Source organism: Acidimicrobiales bacterium, from assembly GCA_035316325.1.
Lineage (GTDB): Bacteria > Actinomycetota > Acidimicrobiia > Acidimicrobiales > VFJN01 > DASXTK01.
Genome location: DATHJB010000142.1, coordinates 15383 through 32361 on the forward strand (window position 1 = coordinate 15383; position 16979 = coordinate 32361).

Annotated in this window: 14 protein-coding genes; 3 read left to right on the top strand and 11 right to left on the bottom strand. The window is 71.0% G+C overall.

Features of this window, described 5'->3' with window-relative positions; translation table 11 throughout:
- Positions 1–70: 70 nt before the first annotated feature.
- Both dnaE and VK611_18895 read right to left on the bottom strand, forming a co-directional pair.
- Positions 71–3610 carry a DNA polymerase III subunit alpha gene (gene dnaE / locus VK611_18890; protein HMG43404.1) on the bottom strand — a complete coding sequence of 1180 codons (3540 nt, stop codon included), beginning with the start codon at positions 3608–3610 and terminating at the stop codon, positions 71–73.
- A gap of 88 nt (positions 3611–3698) precedes the next feature.
- On the bottom strand, positions 3699–5111 hold the full coding sequence (locus VK611_18895) for a hypothetical protein (GenBank protein ID HMG43405.1): 1413 nt from the start codon (positions 5109–5111) through the stop codon (positions 3699–3701).
- 193 nt (positions 5112–5304) lie between these two features.
- Between VK611_18895 and VK611_18900 the strand changes: the two genes are divergently transcribed.
- Positions 5305–6219, top strand: coding sequence for a type IV toxin-antitoxin system AbiEi family antitoxin domain-containing protein (locus VK611_18900; GenBank protein HMG43406.1), 915 nt, complete (start codon positions 5305–5307; stop codon positions 6217–6219).
- Between the two features lie 57 nt (positions 6220–6276).
- Here the strand turns inward: VK611_18900 and VK611_18905 are convergent, their stop codons facing one another.
- Complete coding sequence (locus VK611_18905) at positions 6277–6804, bottom strand: bacterial proteasome activator family protein (protein ID HMG43407.1); 528 nt, start codon at positions 6802–6804, stop codon at positions 6277–6279.
- A 48-nt stretch (positions 6805–6852) separates the two neighbouring features.
- Positions 6853–7959, bottom strand: coding sequence for an alkaline phosphatase family protein (locus VK611_18910; GenBank protein HMG43408.1), 1107 nt, complete (start codon positions 7957–7959; stop codon positions 6853–6855).
- Positions 7960–8096: 137 nt separating this feature from the next.
- Between VK611_18910 and VK611_18915 the strand changes: the two genes are divergently transcribed.
- On the top strand, positions 8097–8534 hold the full coding sequence (locus tag VK611_18915; GenBank protein HMG43409.1) for an Rrf2 family transcriptional regulator: 438 nt from the start codon (positions 8097–8099) through the stop codon (positions 8532–8534).
- Positions 8535–8560: 26 nt separating this feature from the next.
- Here VK611_18915 and VK611_18920 read toward each other — a convergent pair whose 3' ends face one another.
- From VK611_18920 to VK611_18930, 3 genes are read right to left on the bottom strand one after another with little or no spacing between them, the layout of a single operon-like run.
- The gene (locus VK611_18920; protein ID HMG43410.1) at positions 8561–9481 is read right to left on the bottom strand and encodes an RluA family pseudouridine synthase; all 921 of its coding nucleotides are present in this window, start codon (positions 9479–9481) and stop codon (positions 8561–8563) included.
- Entirely contained in the window at positions 9478–10011 is a 534-nt protein-coding gene (gene lspA, locus VK611_18925; protein HMG43411.1) for a signal peptidase II, read from the bottom strand. Before lspA ends, VK611_18920 begins: the two co-directional genes overlap by 4 nt.
- A 26-nt stretch (positions 10012–10037) precedes the next feature.
- On the bottom strand, positions 10038–10547 hold the full coding sequence (locus tag VK611_18930) for a TraR/DksA C4-type zinc finger protein (GenBank protein ID HMG43412.1): 510 nt from the start codon (positions 10545–10547) through the stop codon (positions 10038–10040).
- A 210-nt stretch (positions 10548–10757) separates the two neighbouring features.
- Between VK611_18930 and ileS the strand changes: the two genes are divergently transcribed.
- Positions 10758–13880 (top strand): isoleucine--tRNA ligase, encoded by a 3123-nt coding sequence (gene ileS / locus VK611_18935; protein HMG43413.1) that lies wholly within the window; start codon positions 10758–10760, stop codon positions 13878–13880.
- A 9-nt stretch (positions 13881–13889) separates the two neighbouring features.
- Here the strand turns inward: ileS and VK611_18940 are convergent, their stop codons facing one another.
- The 4 genes from VK611_18940 to VK611_18955 all read right to left on the bottom strand — a co-directional run.
- Positions 13890–15497 (bottom strand): hypothetical protein, encoded by a 1608-nt coding sequence (locus VK611_18940; protein HMG43414.1) that lies wholly within the window; start codon positions 15495–15497, stop codon positions 13890–13892.
- Between the two features lie 214 nt (positions 15498–15711).
- Positions 15712–15984 (bottom strand): YggT family protein, encoded by a 273-nt coding sequence (locus tag VK611_18945; GenBank protein HMG43415.1) that lies wholly within the window; start codon positions 15982–15984, stop codon positions 15712–15714.
- Between the two features lie 23 nt (positions 15985–16007).
- Positions 16008–16619, bottom strand: coding sequence for a cell division protein SepF (locus VK611_18950; GenBank protein ID HMG43416.1), 612 nt, complete (start codon positions 16617–16619; stop codon positions 16008–16010).
- Positions 16620–16653: 34 nt separating this feature from the next.
- Positions 16654–16979, bottom strand: a 326-nt coding sequence (locus VK611_18955) for an alanine racemase (protein ID HMG43417.1), incomplete at its 5' end; no start/stop codon positions are given.

Consider the following 16979-nt stretch of genomic DNA (forward strand, 5'->3'; position numbering starts at 1 on the left):
CTAACAGTCCAGTCAAATCGCACGGCTCGTGCAACTCGCGTGGGCGAACACGCGCGCGGCGTAGCCGTGATCACGTACGAGCAACCACAGCACCCGGCCCCAAAACCGTGCTGATCTGGCCCAAAAGGCCGTTGCTGGAGTCGACCCGCCACTGGTCCTCCAGCCGCAGCACCTGGCGCTCACCCAGGTGCAGGAACACCGGCGACTCGCCGGGATGCTCGGCGAGCACGGCCTTGAGCTGGTCCACCAGCCGCTCCGACACCGCCCGCAACGGCACCCGCAGCCGCAGCGGTTCGGCGCTGCCCTCGGCGACCTCCACCGGGTCGACGGTCTGGGCGATCATCTTGGGCGTGTCGTCGCGCTTGTCGAGACGGCCCTTGACCACCACCACTGCGTCGTCCTCGAGGCGGTGGCCCTGCTCGCTCATAGTCTTCGGGAACACCATGACCTCGATCGACGTGGCCAGGTCCTCCAGCGTGAACACCGCCATGAGGTCGCCCTTGCGGGTCCACTTGCGCTGCAGGCCGGTGATCACGCCGCCGATGGAGATCATCGCCCCGTCGTCGAGGCCGTCGAGGTCGCCCAGCCGGTGCTCGGCCTTGCGGGACAGCGCGGCTTCGGCGCCCAGCAGCGGGTGGTCGCTCACGTAGAGGCCCAGCATCTCCTTCTCGAAGGAGAGCCGGTCGCGCTTGCCGAACTCGAACGAGGGGATGGCGGTGCGCTCGAAGTCGTCGCCCGGAGCGCTGTCGTCGCCCCCACCGAAGAGCGTCATGATGCCCATGTCGCGCTCGCGGCGACGGGCCAATGTGTGGTCGACGATCTGCTCGAAGACAGTCAATAGGCCCTTGCGGGGATGGCCCATGTCGTCGAATGCGCCGGCCTTGATCAACGACTCCACCGTGCGCTTGTTCAGCACCGACGAGTCGACCCGTTGGCAGAAATCGTAGAAGTCGAGATAGGGGCCGTTCTCGTCGCGCTCCTGCACGATCAGCGCGACCAGGCCCTCCCCCACGTTGCGCACGGCCGAGAGCCCGAAGTAGATCCGACGCTCTTCCTCGTTGACCATGGGCATGAAATCGGAGGCCGACCGGTTCACGTCGGGCACGTCGACCGTGATGCCCATCGTGCGGCATTCAGCCAGGTAGACGGCAGCCTTCTCCAGGCTGGTCTTGACCGACGTGAGCAGCGCCGCCAGGTACTCGGCCGGATAGTTGGCCTTGAGATAGGCGGTCTGATAGGTGACGAAGCCGTAGCCGAACGCGTGCGATTTGTTGAACGCATAGTCGGCGAACGGCTCGATGATGTCGAACCACTTGTTGCCGAGCTCGCCTCCATAGCCGGTGGCCTCACAGCCGGCGATGAACTTCTCGCGCTCCTTGGCGATGAGCGCCCGGTTCTTCTTGCCGCAAGCCTTGCGGAGGTTGTCGGCTTCGGCCAGCGAGTAGCCGGCGAAGCGCTGCGCCACCCGCATCATCGACTCCTGATAGATCATCAGGCCCCAGGTGTCGCCGAGTACCTCCTCGGCGTCGGGATGCAGGTACTCGATCGGCTTGCGCGCGTTCTTCCGATCGGCGTAGTCGTTGTGCATGTTCGCCGCCATCGGCCCCGGCCGGTACAGGGCGATGAGCGCGGCGACGTCCTCGAACGACGTGGGCTTGAGCGAGCGCATCAGCGCCCGCAGCGGCCCGCCCTCCAGCTGGAACACCCCGATGGAGTCGGCCCGCGCCAGCAGCTCGTAGGTGGGCGGGTCGTCGAGCGGGACCTTGTCGATGTCGAGGTCGATCCCGTGGATGACCTTGATCAGCTCGAGGGCGTTGGCGATGACGTCGAGGTTGCGGAGCCCCAGGAAGTCCATCTTGAGGAGGCCGAGCTCCTCGACGCCGTGCATCTCGTACTGGGTGACGACCGGGGCTTCCTCGATCGGCTGCCCGCCTTCCGGCTTGCGCTGGATTGGCAGGTAGTCGGTGAGCGGGTCCTTGGTGATCACCACCGCCGCGGCGTGGATGCCGTCCTGGCGACGCAGGCCCTCGAGGCCCTTGGCGACGTCCATCACCTTGTGGGCGTCGTCGTCCTCGTCGTACATCTGCCGCAGCTCGCCGGCCATCTTGTAGCCGTCCTCGAACTTCGGGTGCTCGTCGAGGCAGGCGTACAGCGGGGTGTCGCGGCCCATGATCAGCGGCGGCATCGCCTTGGCGACCTTGTCACCCATGCCGTAGGGGTAGCCGAGCACCCGGGCGGCGTCGCGCACCGCGGCCCGGGCCTTGATGGTGGAGAAGGTGACGATCTGGGCGACATGGTCGCGCCCGTAGCGCTCGGCGGCGTAGCGGATCATCTCGTCCCGGTAACGGGAGTCGAAGTCCATGTCGATGTCGGGCATCGAGATGCGGGACGGGTTGAGGAACCGCTCGAACAGCAGGTCGTACTTGATCGGGTCGAGGTCGGTGATCCACAGCGTGTAGGCCACCGCGCAGCCCGCGGCGCTGCCTCGACCCGGGCCGACCCGGATGCCGGCCTGGCGGGCGTGGTCGATCAGGTCCCACACGATGAGGAAGTAGGAGCTGAACCCCATGTCCTCGATGACCTTCAGCTCGTAGGCGAGGCGCTCGACCACCTTGTCGGGCAGCTGGTCGCCCCAGCGCTTGCGGGCGCCCTCGAACGTGAGGTGCTGCAGGTAGGCGCCGTCGGTGTCGAAGCCCTCGGGCAGCGGGAAGCTGGGCAGCTGGGGCTTGCCGAACGAGATCTCGACGTCGGCCCGCTCGGCGATCCACAGCGTGTTGTCGCACGACTCGGGCACCTCGTCGAACAGCGACCGCATCTCGACGGCGGACTTGAGGTAGTGCTCGTCGCCGTGGAACTTGAAGCGGTCGGGGTCGCTCATCAGCGACCCGGTCTGCACGCACAGGAGGGCGTCGTGGGCGACGGCATCCTCCCGGTGGACGTAGTGGCTGTCGTTGGTGGCCAGCAGCGGGGCGTTGATGCGGCGGGCCAGGTCGATCAGCTGCGGGTTCGTCTTGTGCTGCTCGGGGATGCCGTGGTCCTGGATCTCGACGAACAGGTTGTCGCGGCCGAAGATGTCCTGCAGGCGGGCGGCCTTGGCGGTGGCGTCCTCGATGTCGCCCCGCATGAGCGACTGGAGCACGTGGCCACCCAGGCAACCGGTGGTGGCGATGAGGCCCGACGAGTGCTCGGCCAGGATCTCCCAGTCGACCCGGGGCTTGTAGTAGTAGCCCTCCATGAAGGCCCGGCTGGCGAGCTGGATGAGGTTCTTGTAGCCCTCGTTGTTCTCGGCGAGGAGGGTCAGGTGGTAGTAGAGCTTCTTGCCGCCCTCGGCATCGCCCCCGGAGTCGTCGACCCGGCCCCGGCGGGACGGGCGCTCGTGACGGGAGTCGTGGGCCATGTAGGCCTCGGTGCCGAGGATGGGCTTGATCCCCTGCTTCCGGCACTCCTTGTAGAAGTCGAGGATGCCGTACATGTTGCCGTGGTCGGTGATGCCCAGCGCGGGCTGACCGTCGGCGGCGGCGGCACCCACCGTCTCGCCGATGCGGGCGGCGCCGTCGAGCATCGAGTACTCGGTGTGGACGTGGAGGTGGGTGAAGCTTCCTCTGCCCATGACCCTCCTCCGGGAATCCACAGCCTGTGGACAAATGACAACGATGTGATTCCAGAGTAGCGCAGCGGAAGACGGCCGGGTGACGGCGTCAGGCGTCGACGCCGCTGGGATCGGCGCCCAGCAGCGACGCCCAGATCGACGCCATCGCCTCGTCGTCGTCCGGGCTGGTGAGCGACGCGCTCTGCAGCTCCCCCACCCGCAGGCCCCGGCTCTTGAGGTAGCCCGCGATGGTCGCCCGGAGCCGGTGCTCGAAGGCACCGGCTGCGGTGCGGTCCGTGTCGACCAGCACCACGGCGAACCAGTGCTGGGCCCCGTCGGGCAGGTGCACCAGGTGGTCGACGAAGCGGGGCACGAACTGGTGGCCCAGCTCCCGCAGCAGCGCCACCTGGCGGCGGTACGGCAACGGCTGGAAGGGCTCGTCGGCCACCTGGATCATGACGACGGAGAACGAGTGGGCGCTGCGGCGGGAGTGCTCGACGGCGGACGTGAGACGGTCCCGGAAGAACTGGGCGTTCCAGAGGCGGGTCTCGGGGTCGATGCCGCCCGAGGGGTCGTGGGCGACGTGGGGGCGCGACTGGGCCCGCTCGTGGCGTCGACCGCCGGGGCCACCGGGTGGGCCGGGTGGGCCGGTGTCCTCGGCGCTGGGCGGTGCGGCGCCCCAGGCGGCGTCCTGGCGCCGGCGGACGGGCTCCGGGGGCGGTTCGGTCATGTAGCGACCGGCCGGCGGATCCTGCCGGGCGGTGGGGGCGTCGTAGCCGGGCTGGAGGGGCTGGAGAGGCGGGGCGGGCGGGGGCTGCGGCTGGGTGGCACCGCCGTTGGTGCCGACGCCATGGCCGTGGCCGTGGCCGTTGCCGTTCGACCGGACGATGGGCGTGCTGCCGGTCGTCAGCCGGCCCAGGAAGAGCTCGCCGGTGAAGCCGACGGGGATGGTCTCGTCGCCGAGGGGCGACGTGGCGTCGTCGATCCAGCCGGTCGGCACCCGGGGTGCGGGTGGGGCGAGCGGCTCGTCGGCCCACTCGTCGAGGGGCGCCTCGTCCTGCCAGGCCCGGGCGAACTGCGACTCGGCCCCCGCCGGGACGAGGTCGTCGTCGAGCTCGTCGTCCGGCGCCCACGCCGACTCGGGCTCGGACAGGACCGGGGCGAGGTCCACCTCGTCGGCGGCGGCTGCCCACGGGTCGACCACCTCCGCCCGCAGATGTCGGGCCGGTATCCCGGCGGGCGCGGCGTCACCCGTGAGACGGCCGAAGAGCAGCGGCGTCACGTAGGCGACGAAGCCGTAGCTGCCGGCCCGGAAGACCACCAGGATCACGACGCCGATGGCCCCGGCGTCCTGGACGTCCTCGAAGCGCAGGCTGAGGTAGGCGACGGCGGCCACCCCGGCGGCGACGTAGCCCAGGTTCCGGTCGCCGACGAGGGTCGCCACGATCACGGGCGCGACGAGCAGCGTCGCCAGGAACTCGACGTCGTCCGCGACGCCCACGATCTTCAACGCGAGCGCCACTGCCGCTACGGCACCGGTGGCGACCACTGCCCACTGGAGACGTGCGCGTCGACGGTTCAACCGGGTGTCCCGGTCCATGGGATCCCCACCCCCCCAACCCTAGTTCCCACCCCCACCCGGGTGAGGGCCCCGCCCTTCCGAAATGTGCACGAAAACGCCCGGAAAGCATGCACTTTCGTGCACAGTTGCCGTGATGTCGTCGCCTGCCGCCGCTCTGGCCGCGCTGTTCCGGTCCCAGCACGGCGTCGCGGCGACGACGCAGCTCCACGCCCTGGGCGTCAACCGCGGGATGATCGCCCGCCGCGTCGGCCGCGGCGACTGGACCCGGGTCGGGCGCCGGGTGGTGCGACTGGCCGGAACCCCGGCCACGTGGGAGACGCAGTTGCTCGCCCACGTGCTCGCCGCCGGGGCCGGCGCCGTGGCGTCGCACCGCAGCGCTGCCGCCCTGTGGGGCCTCGACGGCTGCCGCAAGGGCGGCCCCGAGGTCACGATCCCCTTCGGCCGCAACCATTCGGCGGCCGGTGCGCGGATCCACCGGATCCGGGACCTCGACCGGGTGCAGCCGGTGCGGCGGGCGGGCATCCCGACCACGCCGATCGAGCGGACCCTGCTCGACCTGGGCGCCGTCGCAACCAAGGGAGTGGTGCTGATCGCCGTCGACGACGCCCGCCGCAAGGACCTCACCGACTGGGACCGGTTGCTCGACTGCCTGGTGCTCCACGCCCGGCGGGGGCGGGACGGCGTCGGGACGTTCCGGTCGATCCTCGACGACCACTTCGGCGAGCTGGCGGTGACCGGTTCGGCGTTCGAGCGCCTCGTCTACGCGTTCCTCTGTGAGGCGGGACTGCCGCAGCCGGTCCTGCAGCACGAGGTGTGCGTCGACGGGCGGGACTACCGCTTCGACCTGGCGTACCCCGAGCAGCGCGTGGGCATCGAGCTCGACGGCACGATCCACCTGCGCCGAGACGTCTGGGAAAAGGACCACGAGCGGCAGAACGCCCTCGTCCTGGCGGGTTGGACCGTGCTCCGGTTCACGTGGCGCGACTACCAGGAGCGCCGGTTGGACCTGGTCCGGGAGGTGCGGGCGGCGCTGAAAGCCGCCGCCTGACGAAACGTGCACGGGAACGCACGGAATCCGAGCGTTGGGGTGCACATTTCGGGTGGGTCAGAGGTAGGTGCCGGGGCGTTGTTCGAGGTCGGCGGCGGTGGGGGTGGCGCCCGGGGGGAGGCGGCGGCGCATCTCCTCGAGCTGCTGACGGGCGGCCATCTGCTGGGCGAAGAGGGTGGCCTGGATGCCGTGGAACAGGCCCTCCAGCCAGCCGACCAGCTGTGCCTTCGCCACCCGCAGCTCGGCCTCCGACGGCACGCCCTCGGCGGCGAACGGGTGGGCCAGGCGGCCCAGCTCGTCGCGCAGGTCGGGCGACAGGGCCTCGGACAGCTCGCTCACCGACGTCTCGTAGATGTCGCGCAGGCGGTCGCGGCTGGGCTCGTCGAGGTCGGACTGGCGGACCTCCTCGAGCAGCAGCTTGATCATCGAGCCGATCCGCATGACCTTGGCCGGGTGCTCCACGGCCTCGGACTGGCGGTCGTCGCCGGCGCCCGGCACCGGCGCCCCGCTCACCAGCTCCGGGGTCTCCACGGCGACATCGCCGTTCGCGTCGTGATCGGTGGTGGTCTGCTGGGGGTCAGACATGGGGGCCATCCTGCCACGCCCGGGCCCCGACTCCGACGAGCGGCCCGACTAGCGCCCCGCGCTCAGCAGCGGGACCAGCATCTCCGCCGAGGTCAGCGATCCGTGGCGCCCCACCAGCTCGAAGGGGCCGGTGTCGTGCGGGTCGTGGAAGGCGACGGCCTCCCGGGCGACCAGCGCCACGTCGCCCAGCCGGGACAGCGCGGCGTCGTGCACCTTCGGTCCGAACCAGCCGTCGGCCACGGCCTGCTCGCGCCGCACCACCCAGGCCGGCCCGCCGTGGTGCGCCAGCGCCGCCTCGTACAGGGCGATGGCCCGACCCGGCCGGGCGTGCAGCCAGCGGAACCGCCCCTCGCCCGACTGCATCGAGCAGTTGGCCAGGACGTCGGCCGCCAGCGGGATCACGTTGCGCCCCACCTCCACCTGCCCGTGGTCGGCGGTGACCAGCAGCATGCACCCCAGCGGCAGCCGGGACAGCAGGTAGTCGACGATGCGGTCGACGAAGTTGAGCTCGGCCGAGAAGTGCGCCCCGAGGCCGTACTCGTGGGCCACCTTGTCGAGCCCGTCGTAGTAGCCGTAGACGAACGGCTCCGACTCGTCGACCAGCCGCAGGATCTCGGTGACCATCGTCGCCACCGTGCGGTAGCCCCAGAACCGCACCCCGTCGAGGTGGGCGCCGGTGAACCCGGTCGTCCGGTACTCGGCCTTGGTGACCACCGGCGGCCGCTCCCCCAGGAACGGCGGCACTGGCTGCAGCTTCACCGGCGGGATGGCCAGGTGGGCGTCGCCGGCCACGGTCGACCAGCGCAGCACGTTGAGCACCTCGCCGTGGACCGCCATCCGGTAGCCGACGATGCCGTGCTCGCCCGGCGTGAGGCCCGTGGTGATGGAGGTCAGCGCCGTCGAGGTGGTGGAGGGGGCGACGGTGGTGATGGGCCGTCCCGCCATGGACGACAGCGTGGGCGTGACGTCGCGGCGCTCCTGGAGCTGCTCCCAGCCCAGGCCGTCGAGCACCAGCATGACGACCTGTCGGGCCTCGGTGACCGACGCCGGTAACCAATCCGGAGCGTTGTCGGGTGAGCCGAGCAGCGCCGGCACGAGTCCGGCGACGCAGGGCCCCCCGTAGTCCGGGAGTACCGGTTCAGGTTGCACACCCATCTCTGGGCAACAAGCTAACCGCCCGCGGTTGGTGCGAGGTTGCGCGGGGCGCGCGACGCCACCACTGGGCGTGCTCATGTCGCCTGAGCTGCGTCCGTGGACCGGCGCCGGTCGCCGGACGCCGTACAGTTGCCGCCGTGAAGGTGTCGACCCGGGGTGACTACGCCAGCCGAGCGCTGCTCTCGCTGGCCCTGCACGGCGACGCCGCCGGCCCCACCTCGGTGCGCGACATCGCCGAGCGGACGGCACTCCCCCAGCCCTACCTGGAGCAGATCCTGCTGGCGCTCAAGGGGGCGGGCCTGGTGCGGTCGAAGCGGGGCGTGGGCGGCGGCTACGTGCTGGCCCGACCGCCCGAGCAGATCACCCTGAGCGACATCGTCAGCGCCGTCGACGGCCCCATCACGCTGGGCGACTTCGGCCTCCCCCACCAGAACGGCGCCTGCGACCACGAGGGCCAGTGCGTCCTCCTGGCCATCTGGGGCACGGTCGGCGAGCAGATGCGCAAGCTCCTCGACGACATGAACCTGGCCGACATCGCCGCCATGGCCCGCGGCCAGCAAGCCTGGCCCGACTGACCGCTGTTCTGTCTTCGCTGAACCGGCTATGCCCCGTCCAGCGAAGACAGAACAGCGGTGAGGTCCGGCGGGAGGGGCGAGTCGAACGCGAGCGGGGCGCCTGACACCGGGTGGTCGAGCGCCAGGTGCTCGCTGTGGAGCCACGGGCGGGACAGGGGGACGGTCGAGCGGGCACCGCCGCCGTAGCGCCCGTCGCCGACCACAGGGTGGCCGATCGACGTCATGTGCACCCGGATCTGGTGGGTGCGGCCGGTGGTCAGCGTGCAGGTCAGCTCGGTGATCGGCACCGGCTGGTCGAAGCGGCGGATCACCTCGTAGTACGTGGCCGCCGGCTTGCCCTGCACCGTGACCGCCATCCGGGTGCGGTCCCTCGGCGAGCGCCCGACGGGGGCGTCGATCATCCCGCTCGGCGCCTCGAAGTGACCCCACACCAGCGCCCGGTACCGCCGGTCGACCGAATGGGCCGCCAGCATCGCCACCAGCCCCTCGTACGCCGCCGGCGACAACGCCACCAGCATCAGGCCCGACGTCCCCTTGTCGAGCCGGTGGACGATGCCCGGACGGTCCGGCTGCCCCACCCCGGCGATCGACGGGTAGCGGGCCAGCAGGCCGTGCACCAGCGTCCCGGTCCCCACACCCGCTCCCGGGTGCACCACCAGGCCGGCGGGCTTGTCGACCACCAGCAGGTCGGCGTCCTCGTACACGACCGGCACCGGCACCGACGGGTCGGCCACCAGCCCCTCCTCGGGAACGACAGCCGGCACCGCCACCTCGACCACCGCGCCCTCGACCACCCGCGACGACCGCGTGGTCACCGGTCGCCCGTCGACCACCACCTCCCCCGCGTCCACCAGCTCCGCGGCCACGGAACGGCTCACCCCGGTCAGCATCGACACCAGCCGATCGATCCGCTGTCCGTCCAGAGACGCCGGGATGGTCTCCTTCACACCTGGCTCGTGACGTCCTGGCGGGAAGGGTCGGGCTCCGACTCCTCCGGCTCCCGCCAGCTGGCCGCGATGAGCAGCACGGCACCGCACACGACACCCATGTCGGCGACGTTGAAGATCGGCCACCACTGGAAGTCGACGAAGTCGACCACCCCGCCGCCGAGGAACCCCTCGCCCTCCCGGAACGCCCGGTCGGACAGGTTGCCGAGCGCCCCGCCCAGCACCAGGCCCAGCGCCACGGCGGCCAGCGGCCGGGTGGCGTGACGCCCGCTGCGCAGCAGCACACCCACCACCACCAGCGCCAGGAGGGAGATCAGCGCCCCCCGCCCCTGCGACAGGCTGAACGCGGCACCGTGGTTGAGCGCCAGGCGGAAGCGCAGCGTCCACACCACGTCGATCGTGCGCGTGTCGAGCGTGTCGACCGCCCACCACTTGCTGAGCTGGTCGGCGACGTACACCGCCACCGCCACCCCGATGAGGAGCGACCAGCGGGCGCGCCCCTGACCAACTCCCGAACCCGAACCCGACACCGACGACGATCCCAAGGCGACCCGGACTACCGGAGGCCCAGGCCCCCGCTCTTGCACTTCACGCAGAGGGCGGCGTGCGGGAGGGCCTTGAGGCGCTCCTTGGGGATCGAGATGCCGCAGGTCTCGCACAGGCCGTAGGTGCCGGCGTGGACCTTGGCGACGGCCAGGTCGATCTCCTCGATGGCGGCGCGTGCCTGGGCGGAGAGCGTCAGGTCACGCTCGCGCTCCACGGCCAGCGTGTCGCCCTCGCCCGACTCCTCGTCGAACTGGACGTCGCCGGGCTCGCGGTCCTCGGTGAGGGAGTCGGCCTCGGCCTGCAGCGACTCGGCCTGGCGCGTGTAGGTGACCCGCTCCTCCTCCAGCAACTCGAGCTGCTCGACGAGGAACTTGTCGAGGTTCCCGTTGGACGCGGTCTTGGCCCCACCCTTGGGAGTCGCTGTGGAAGAATTCTTCATCGCCGCCGCCTTCGTGGTGGTCGCCTTCTTCGGGGAACCGGTCGACCTGGTGGCCGCCGCCTTCGTCGTCGCTCTCGCCATAAGGGGGTGCCGTCCTCGGGGAAAGGGTGCCGGATACTAGGTGTGCGCCCACAGGAGGGTCAAGGGAGGCGCTCGGAGTGGGTTGCAGGCTAGGCCCGCTTGCCCTATGTCCCACCCCGGCGGTCCCGATCGACCCAGTGTTTTGTGCCCGGGTTTGAATACCCGAACCCTCTCCTGACCACGCCAACCAATCGCGTACCCTGGTTGGCCATGACTTTCGGCCCCGTCGACCCCGAGCTCGACCTGCCCACGCTGGAGGACCGGGTGCTGGCGCGCTGGAGGTCCAACGACGTGGTGAAGCACGTCGCCAAGGTGCGCGAGGGCGGGAAGCCGTGGATCTTCTACGAGGGCCCGCCCACCGCCAACGGCAAGCCCGGCCTGCACCACGTGTGGGCCCGCGCCTTCAAGGACCTCTACCCCCGCTTCCAGACGATGCGCGGCCACGCCGTGTCCCGGAAGGGCGGGTGGGACTGCCACGGCCTCCCGGTCGAGCTGGAGATCGAGAAGGAGCTGGGGCTCGCCACCAAGGCCGACATCGAGGCGTACGGCATCGAGGCGTTCAACCAGCGCTGCCGGGCGTCGGTGCAGCGCTACGTGGAGGACTGGTCGCGTCTCACCGGCCGCTCGGGCGTGTGGATCGACACCACCGACGCCTACTGGACGATGAGCGACGAGTACGTCGAGTCGGTGTGGTGGCTGGTCAAGCAGCTGTGGGACAAGGGCCTGCTCTACGAGGGCCACCGGGTGAGCCCCTACTGCGGGCGCTGCGGCACGGCGCTCAGCTCGCACGAGGTGGCGCAGGGCTACAAGAACATCGTCGACCCGTCGATCTACGTGCGCTTCCCGCTGCTGGGCGGCGGCGCACCCACCGACGCCGACCTGCTCGTGTGGACCACCACACCGTGGACGCTGATCTCCAACGTCGCCGCCGCGGTCGGCCCGACGTTCACCTACGTGCGGATCAACCCCGGCGGGGTCGGACAACCGCGTGACCTGGTGCTGGTCGCCGAGGCCGCGGCCCGCCTGTTCCCCGACGCCGAGGTGCTCCAGACCTGGTCGGGCACCGAGCTGGCGGGCTGGCTGTACCAGCGGCCGTTCGACATCCTCGTCGCCCCCGAGACCACCCTCCCGCCGTGGCGGGTGGTGGTGGCCGACTACGTGTCGGTCGACGACGGCTCCGGCATCGTCCACATCGCCCCGGCCTTCGGCGAGGAGGACAGCCAGGTCGCCCGGGCCGAGGGCCTGCCGGTGCTCAACCCCGTCGACGCCGACGCCACCTTCGACCACCGGGTTCCCCGCTGGCAGGGCCGCTTCGTGAAGGACGCCGACCGGGAGATCATCGACGACCTCGACGCCCGCGGCCTCCTCGTCGCCGAGCACGCCTACGAGCACAGCTACCCCCACTGCTGGCGCTGCGGGACACCGCTCATCTACTGGGCCAAGACCTCGTGGTTCGCGCGCACCGCCGACCACCGGGACGACCTGCTGGCCCAGAACGAGCGCATCGGCTGGCACCCCGAGCACATCAAGCACGGCCGCTTCGGGCGCTGGCTGGAGGGCAACGTCGACTGGGCGCTGTCGCGCGACCGCTACTGGGGCACGCCGCTGCCCATCTGGCGCTGTGCCGGCTGCGACCACCCCACCTGCGTCGGGTCGGTGGCCGAGCTGTCGGAGCTGGCCGGGCGCGACCTGTCGCAGCTCGACCTGCACCGCCCCTACGTCGACGACATCACCTGGACCTGCACCGAGGAGGGCTGCCAGGGCACGGTCCGTCGGCTGAGCCCGGTGCTCGACGCCTGGTTCGACTCGGGGTCGATGCCCTCGGCCCAGTTCCACCACCCCTTCGCCGGCGACGGCGTGTTCGAGGCGTCGTTCCCGGCCGACTTCATCTGCGAGGCCATCGACCAGACCCGCGGCTGGTTCTACTCGCTGCTCGCCGTGAACACCCTGGTGTTCGACTCGACGCCGTACAAGAACGTGGTGTGCCTGGGGCACATCGTCGACGAGGACGGGCAGAAGATGTCGAAGTCCAAGGGCAACGTGATCGACCCTTGGATGATCTTCGACTCCTTCGGCGCCGACTCCCTGCGCTGGTACTTCTTCTCCGCCGGCCAGCCGTGGTCGCCCCGGCGGATCTACGAGGACGGCATCCGCGAGTCGACCCGCCAGACGCTGGTCACGCTGTGGAACGTCTTCGGGTTCTTCTCCACCTACGCCGACCTCGACGGCTGGGAGCCCGCGGCCGAGGCCGCCCGACCGGAGCCCACCCACGTGCTCGACCGCTGGGTGCTCCACGAGCTCGACGACACGATCGCCGTGGTCACCGCGGCGCTCGACGACTTCGACGCCCTCGGCGGCGCCACCCGCGTCGCCCGCTTCGTGGACGACCTGTCCAACTGGTACGTCCGCCGCAGCCGACCCCGGTTCTGGAAGGCCAGCGACCCGGCCGCCCACGCCACCCTGCACCACTGCCTGGTGGCGACGGCCCAGCTGCTGGCGCCGTTCTGCCCGTTCCTGGCCGACGAGCTGTACGTCACGCTCACCGGCGAGCTGTCGGTGCACGCCAGCGACTGGCCCACGCCGTCGCCCCGCAACGACGCCGATGCCGGGCTGGGTGCCGACATGGATGCCGCCCGCCGCCTGGTCGTGCTGGGCCGGGCGGCCCGCACCGAGGCCAAGGTCAAGGTGCGCCAGCCGCTGGGCCGGGCACTGCTCCTCTACCCCGACGGCACCGCGGCGCCGAGCGACGAGGTGCTCGCCGAGGTGGCGTCGGAGCTGAACGTGAAGCGACTCGAGGCCGTCGACACGCTGTCGGGCCTCATCTCGTGGACAGCGGGCCCCAACTTCCGCACGCTCGGCCCCCGCCTCGGGCCCAAGGTCAACGAGGTGAAGGCGGCCCTGGCATCGGCCGACGGCAACGAGCTGCGCCGGCTGCTCGACGAGCAGGGCTGGGTCGAGGTGGCCGGCGAACGCCTGACCGCCGACGAGGTCACGCTGCGGGCCGAGCGCCACGAGCAGTTCGCGTTGGCGGAGGATGCCGGCTGGGCCGTGGCCCTCGACCTGGAGCTGGACGACGTCCTACGCCGCGAGGGCCAGGCCCGGGAGCTGATCCGGAGCCTCAACGACCTGCGCAAGGAGGTCGGGCTGGCGATCGCCGACCGGGTCGACGTGCGCTTGGCCTGCGACGACGCCTTCTGGGCCACCGTCGAGGAGCACGCCGACTACATCAAGGCCGAGGTGTTGGCGGTGTCGCTGGAGCGGGCCGACACCGGCGAGCACCCTCTGGACGTCGACGGCAACACCGTCGAGGTCACCCTGACCGTCGCCGGCTGACCGGGACGGCTAGCCGCGGCGGCCGAAGGGTGCGCGGGGGTGCTGGTCGTCGGAGCTGAACTCGTCGTCGGCGTCGAACACGCCGCGACCCCACTCGCTGGGGCGGCTGCCCGGCTCGACAGGGATGTTGCCCTGGTCCTGCAGGTGGTCGAACCCTGACGGCGGCGGGGGCGGCGGCGGTGCGTCCATCGGCAGCGGCAGGTCGTCGACCGGCGGCGGCTCGGGCACCGGGCCCGGGTTGAACACGGCGTTCAGGTCGGGCAGGAAGCCGGTGCTCCCCGGCTGGCCCGGACCGGGCACGGCGATGGGCTCGGTCGGCGGGACGACGTTGCGGACCGGCAGCGGTTCACGGTTGGCGTCGCGCATCGGCAGCGGCTCACGGGCGGCCTCACGCGTCGGCAGCGGCTCGCGGTCGCGCGGCGGCATGCCCTCGCGGGAGGGCAGCGAGTCGTGCGGGGAGAAGCCGTCGCTCCGGGAGGGCAGCGGGTCACGGCTGGGGCCGGGGAGCATGTCACGCGACGGCAACGGCAACGGCTCACGACCAGGGACGATGTCACGCGACGGCAACGGCTCACGGCCAGGGACGATGTCGCGCGACGGCAACGGCTCACGGCCAGGGACGATGTCACGCGACGGCAGCGGGTCACGCCGCGAGGGCGCCTCGCCCCGGGCGGGCAGCGGGTCGAGCGGGGACAGGCCGTCGCCGCGGGACGGCAGCGGGTCACGGCTCGGGAAGTCGAGGCCCCGGATGTCGTCACGGCCCGGCAGCGGCGGCTCGGGCGGCGGCGGGGTGCTGTGCAACTCCTGCAGCGCGCCGACCATCGACCCGTCGTTGGGCGGGGCCGGCGACGAGGGAGGCGGCGGCGGCGGGGGCACCGACACGAAGCCCGGGGTGTCGAACACCGACGACGGTGACGACGGCAGCGACGCCGCCGGCTCGTCGACGGGTGCGCCGTTGCCGAGGTGCTTGAAGTCGGCCCCGGCGAACGGGCTGTTGCCATAGCCCCCGTTGGGCGACGCCGACACCGGCGCCGGCGACGGGGGCGTCGGCACGGGTGAGGGGGCGCTGGGCACCGGCGGGGCCACCGAGCCGTTGCCCGACAGGCCGAGGCCGACGGGCTCGGGCCGCACCGGCGGCTTCACCTCGGAGACCTGCGGCGCCGGGTCGGTGCGGAGCGACGACGGGTCGTCGAGCACCTTCTGCAGGTCGTCGATGCCGTCGCTGATGCGGTTGCGCTGCTCGTCGACGTGACGCTCCAGCGTTTCGATGTCGGCCAGGAGCACGTCGCGGTCGGCGCTCAGCTGCTCCAGCTCGGCCCGAGCGTCTCGATGGGCCTCCGACTCGGCGGAGGCGCGGGCCTGGGCGACCTCGTCGCGCGCCTCGGCCAGCAGGCGGTTGGCCTCGTCCTTGGCCTCCTTGATGGTGGCGTCGGCGGTGCGCTGCGCCAGCACCAGCGTGCGTCGCAGCGTCTCGTCGGCGTCGTTGGCGGTGTTGTCGGCCGGACCCCGGCGCTGCAGCTCGTCGAGCTGCCGCTGCATCTCGGCCAGGCGACCCTCGGCGGCCTCGGCCCGGTGGTAGGCCTCACGGAGCCGGTCCTGCAGCTGGCCGACACCCACGGAGAGACGCTCGAGGAAGTCATCGACGTCGCGCGTGTTGTATCCGCCCCGACGGGCTTCGCGGAACTCGACGTCGTGAAGCGACTGAGGAGTCAGTTCCATAACGGAGAGAGTAGCGAGAATGCAACGATCACTTCGGTACCCCACGGTGCGCGTTCATTTTCCTCGCCCTGCGTACGCCGAGGCGGCTGCTGATGCCCACCATAGATCAAAGTCAGAACAGGCCGGTGCCTTCGCAGATGGCGCGCGACAGGATCCGCAGGCCGAATATCACCAGCAACGGCGACAGGTCGAGCCGCATCATCCCCATGCTCAGCGGCGGCAGCAGCGCCCGCACCGGACCGAGCACCGGCTCGGTGACGGTCACGAAACCGTCGTGGATGGTGGCGTACGTCGTGCCCGGAGTGGGCGGCACCCAGCTCATGAACAGCCTGATGATGATCACCAGGACGTACAGGTCGATGATGGTACAGATTGCGTTTTCCACGGCCCCTCTGCCTGTGCGTGTGACTATGCGTCGCCGCGCTCGCGCCAGCGCCGGCGCTCTTCCACCGATACTTCCACGTCGCTCGGCGTGAGCAGGTACACGTGGTTGGCCACACGCTCCATCTGGCCGCTGAGGCCGTAACAGAGGCCGCTGGAGAAGTCGATGATGCGGCGCATCAGGTCGCGCTCGACGCCCTGGAGGTTCACGATCACCGGCACGTTGCGCTTGAACTCGTCGGCCACCTCCTGGGCGTCGGTGAACGACGCGGGGGCGACGACGTGCGGCTTGGTGGAGGCCACGCTCAGCGGTCGGACGACGGTCGGCCGTGGACGAGCAGCGGGCCGCTCGCGGTCACGATCGCGGTCGTGGTCACGCTGACGGTCGGCGGACGGCCGCGCGGAGTGGCCGTTGGTGTTGACGCCGGCGGCGTGCTGCAGAGCGGCCACCTCGGCCGCGGCCGCCGCGCTGAGCGTGCGCACCGAGCCGGTGGTCTCGGGGTCGTGGTTGGGGGTGGCCATGGGGCGGCGAATCGGCTCGCGCGAGGGTGCGGGCGGGCCGCCGTTACCGAGGACGTCGTAGTCGTCGTACTCCTCGTCGGGGCCCAGACCCAGGTAGAGCATCGCCTTTCGCCACATCGATGCCATATCTCCTCCAGAACCGAATCTGATCCTAGTGTCGCACTCCCGCTGCTCCCGGGCGCGGACCGAAGAGCGCCGTGCCCACCCGCACCATCGTCGCACCTTCCTCGACGGCGACGTCGAAGTCGTCGCTCATACCCATCGAAACTTCCTCCAGGGCGTGAAAATCCGCCATTTCCCGCACTTTTCCGAACGCTCTCCGCGCGCCCTCACGGTCGCCGAGGGGCGCGATCGTCATCAGTCCGCGGACGTCGAGGCCGTCCCCGCGGAGCGTCTCCAAGAGCTCCGGGAGCGCCTCGACCGTGCAGCCGGCCTTCGTCGCCTCGCCCGTGACGTTCACCTGGACGAGCACCCGGG

Bases quoted from the DNA above. Each gene is read 5' to 3' on its own strand.
- ileS (HMG43413.1), top strand. From the start codon at position 10,758: ATGACTTTCGGCCCCGTCGACCCCGAGCTCGACCTGCCCACGCTGGAG.
- VK611_18950 (HMG43416.1), bottom strand. From the start codon at position 16,619: ATGTGGCGAAAGGCGATGCTCTACCTGGGTCTGGGCCCCGACGAGGAG.
- VK611_18910 (HMG43408.1), bottom strand. From the start codon at position 7,959: ATGGGTGTGCAACCTGAACCGGTACTCCCGGACTACGGGGGGCCCTGC.
- VK611_18900 (HMG43406.1), top strand. From the start codon at position 5,305: ATGTCGTCGCCTGCCGCCGCTCTGGCCGCGCTGTTCCGGTCCCAGCAC.
- VK611_18930 (HMG43412.1), bottom strand. From the start codon at position 10,547: ATGGCGAGAGCGACGACGAAGGCGGCGGCCACCAGGTCGACCGGTTCC.
- dnaE (HMG43404.1), bottom strand. From the start codon at position 3,610: ATGGGCAGAGGAAGCTTCACCCACCTCCACGTCCACACCGAGTACTCG.
- VK611_18905 (HMG43407.1), bottom strand. From the start codon at position 6,804: ATGTCTGACCCCCAGCAGACCACCACCGATCACGACGCGAACGGCGAT.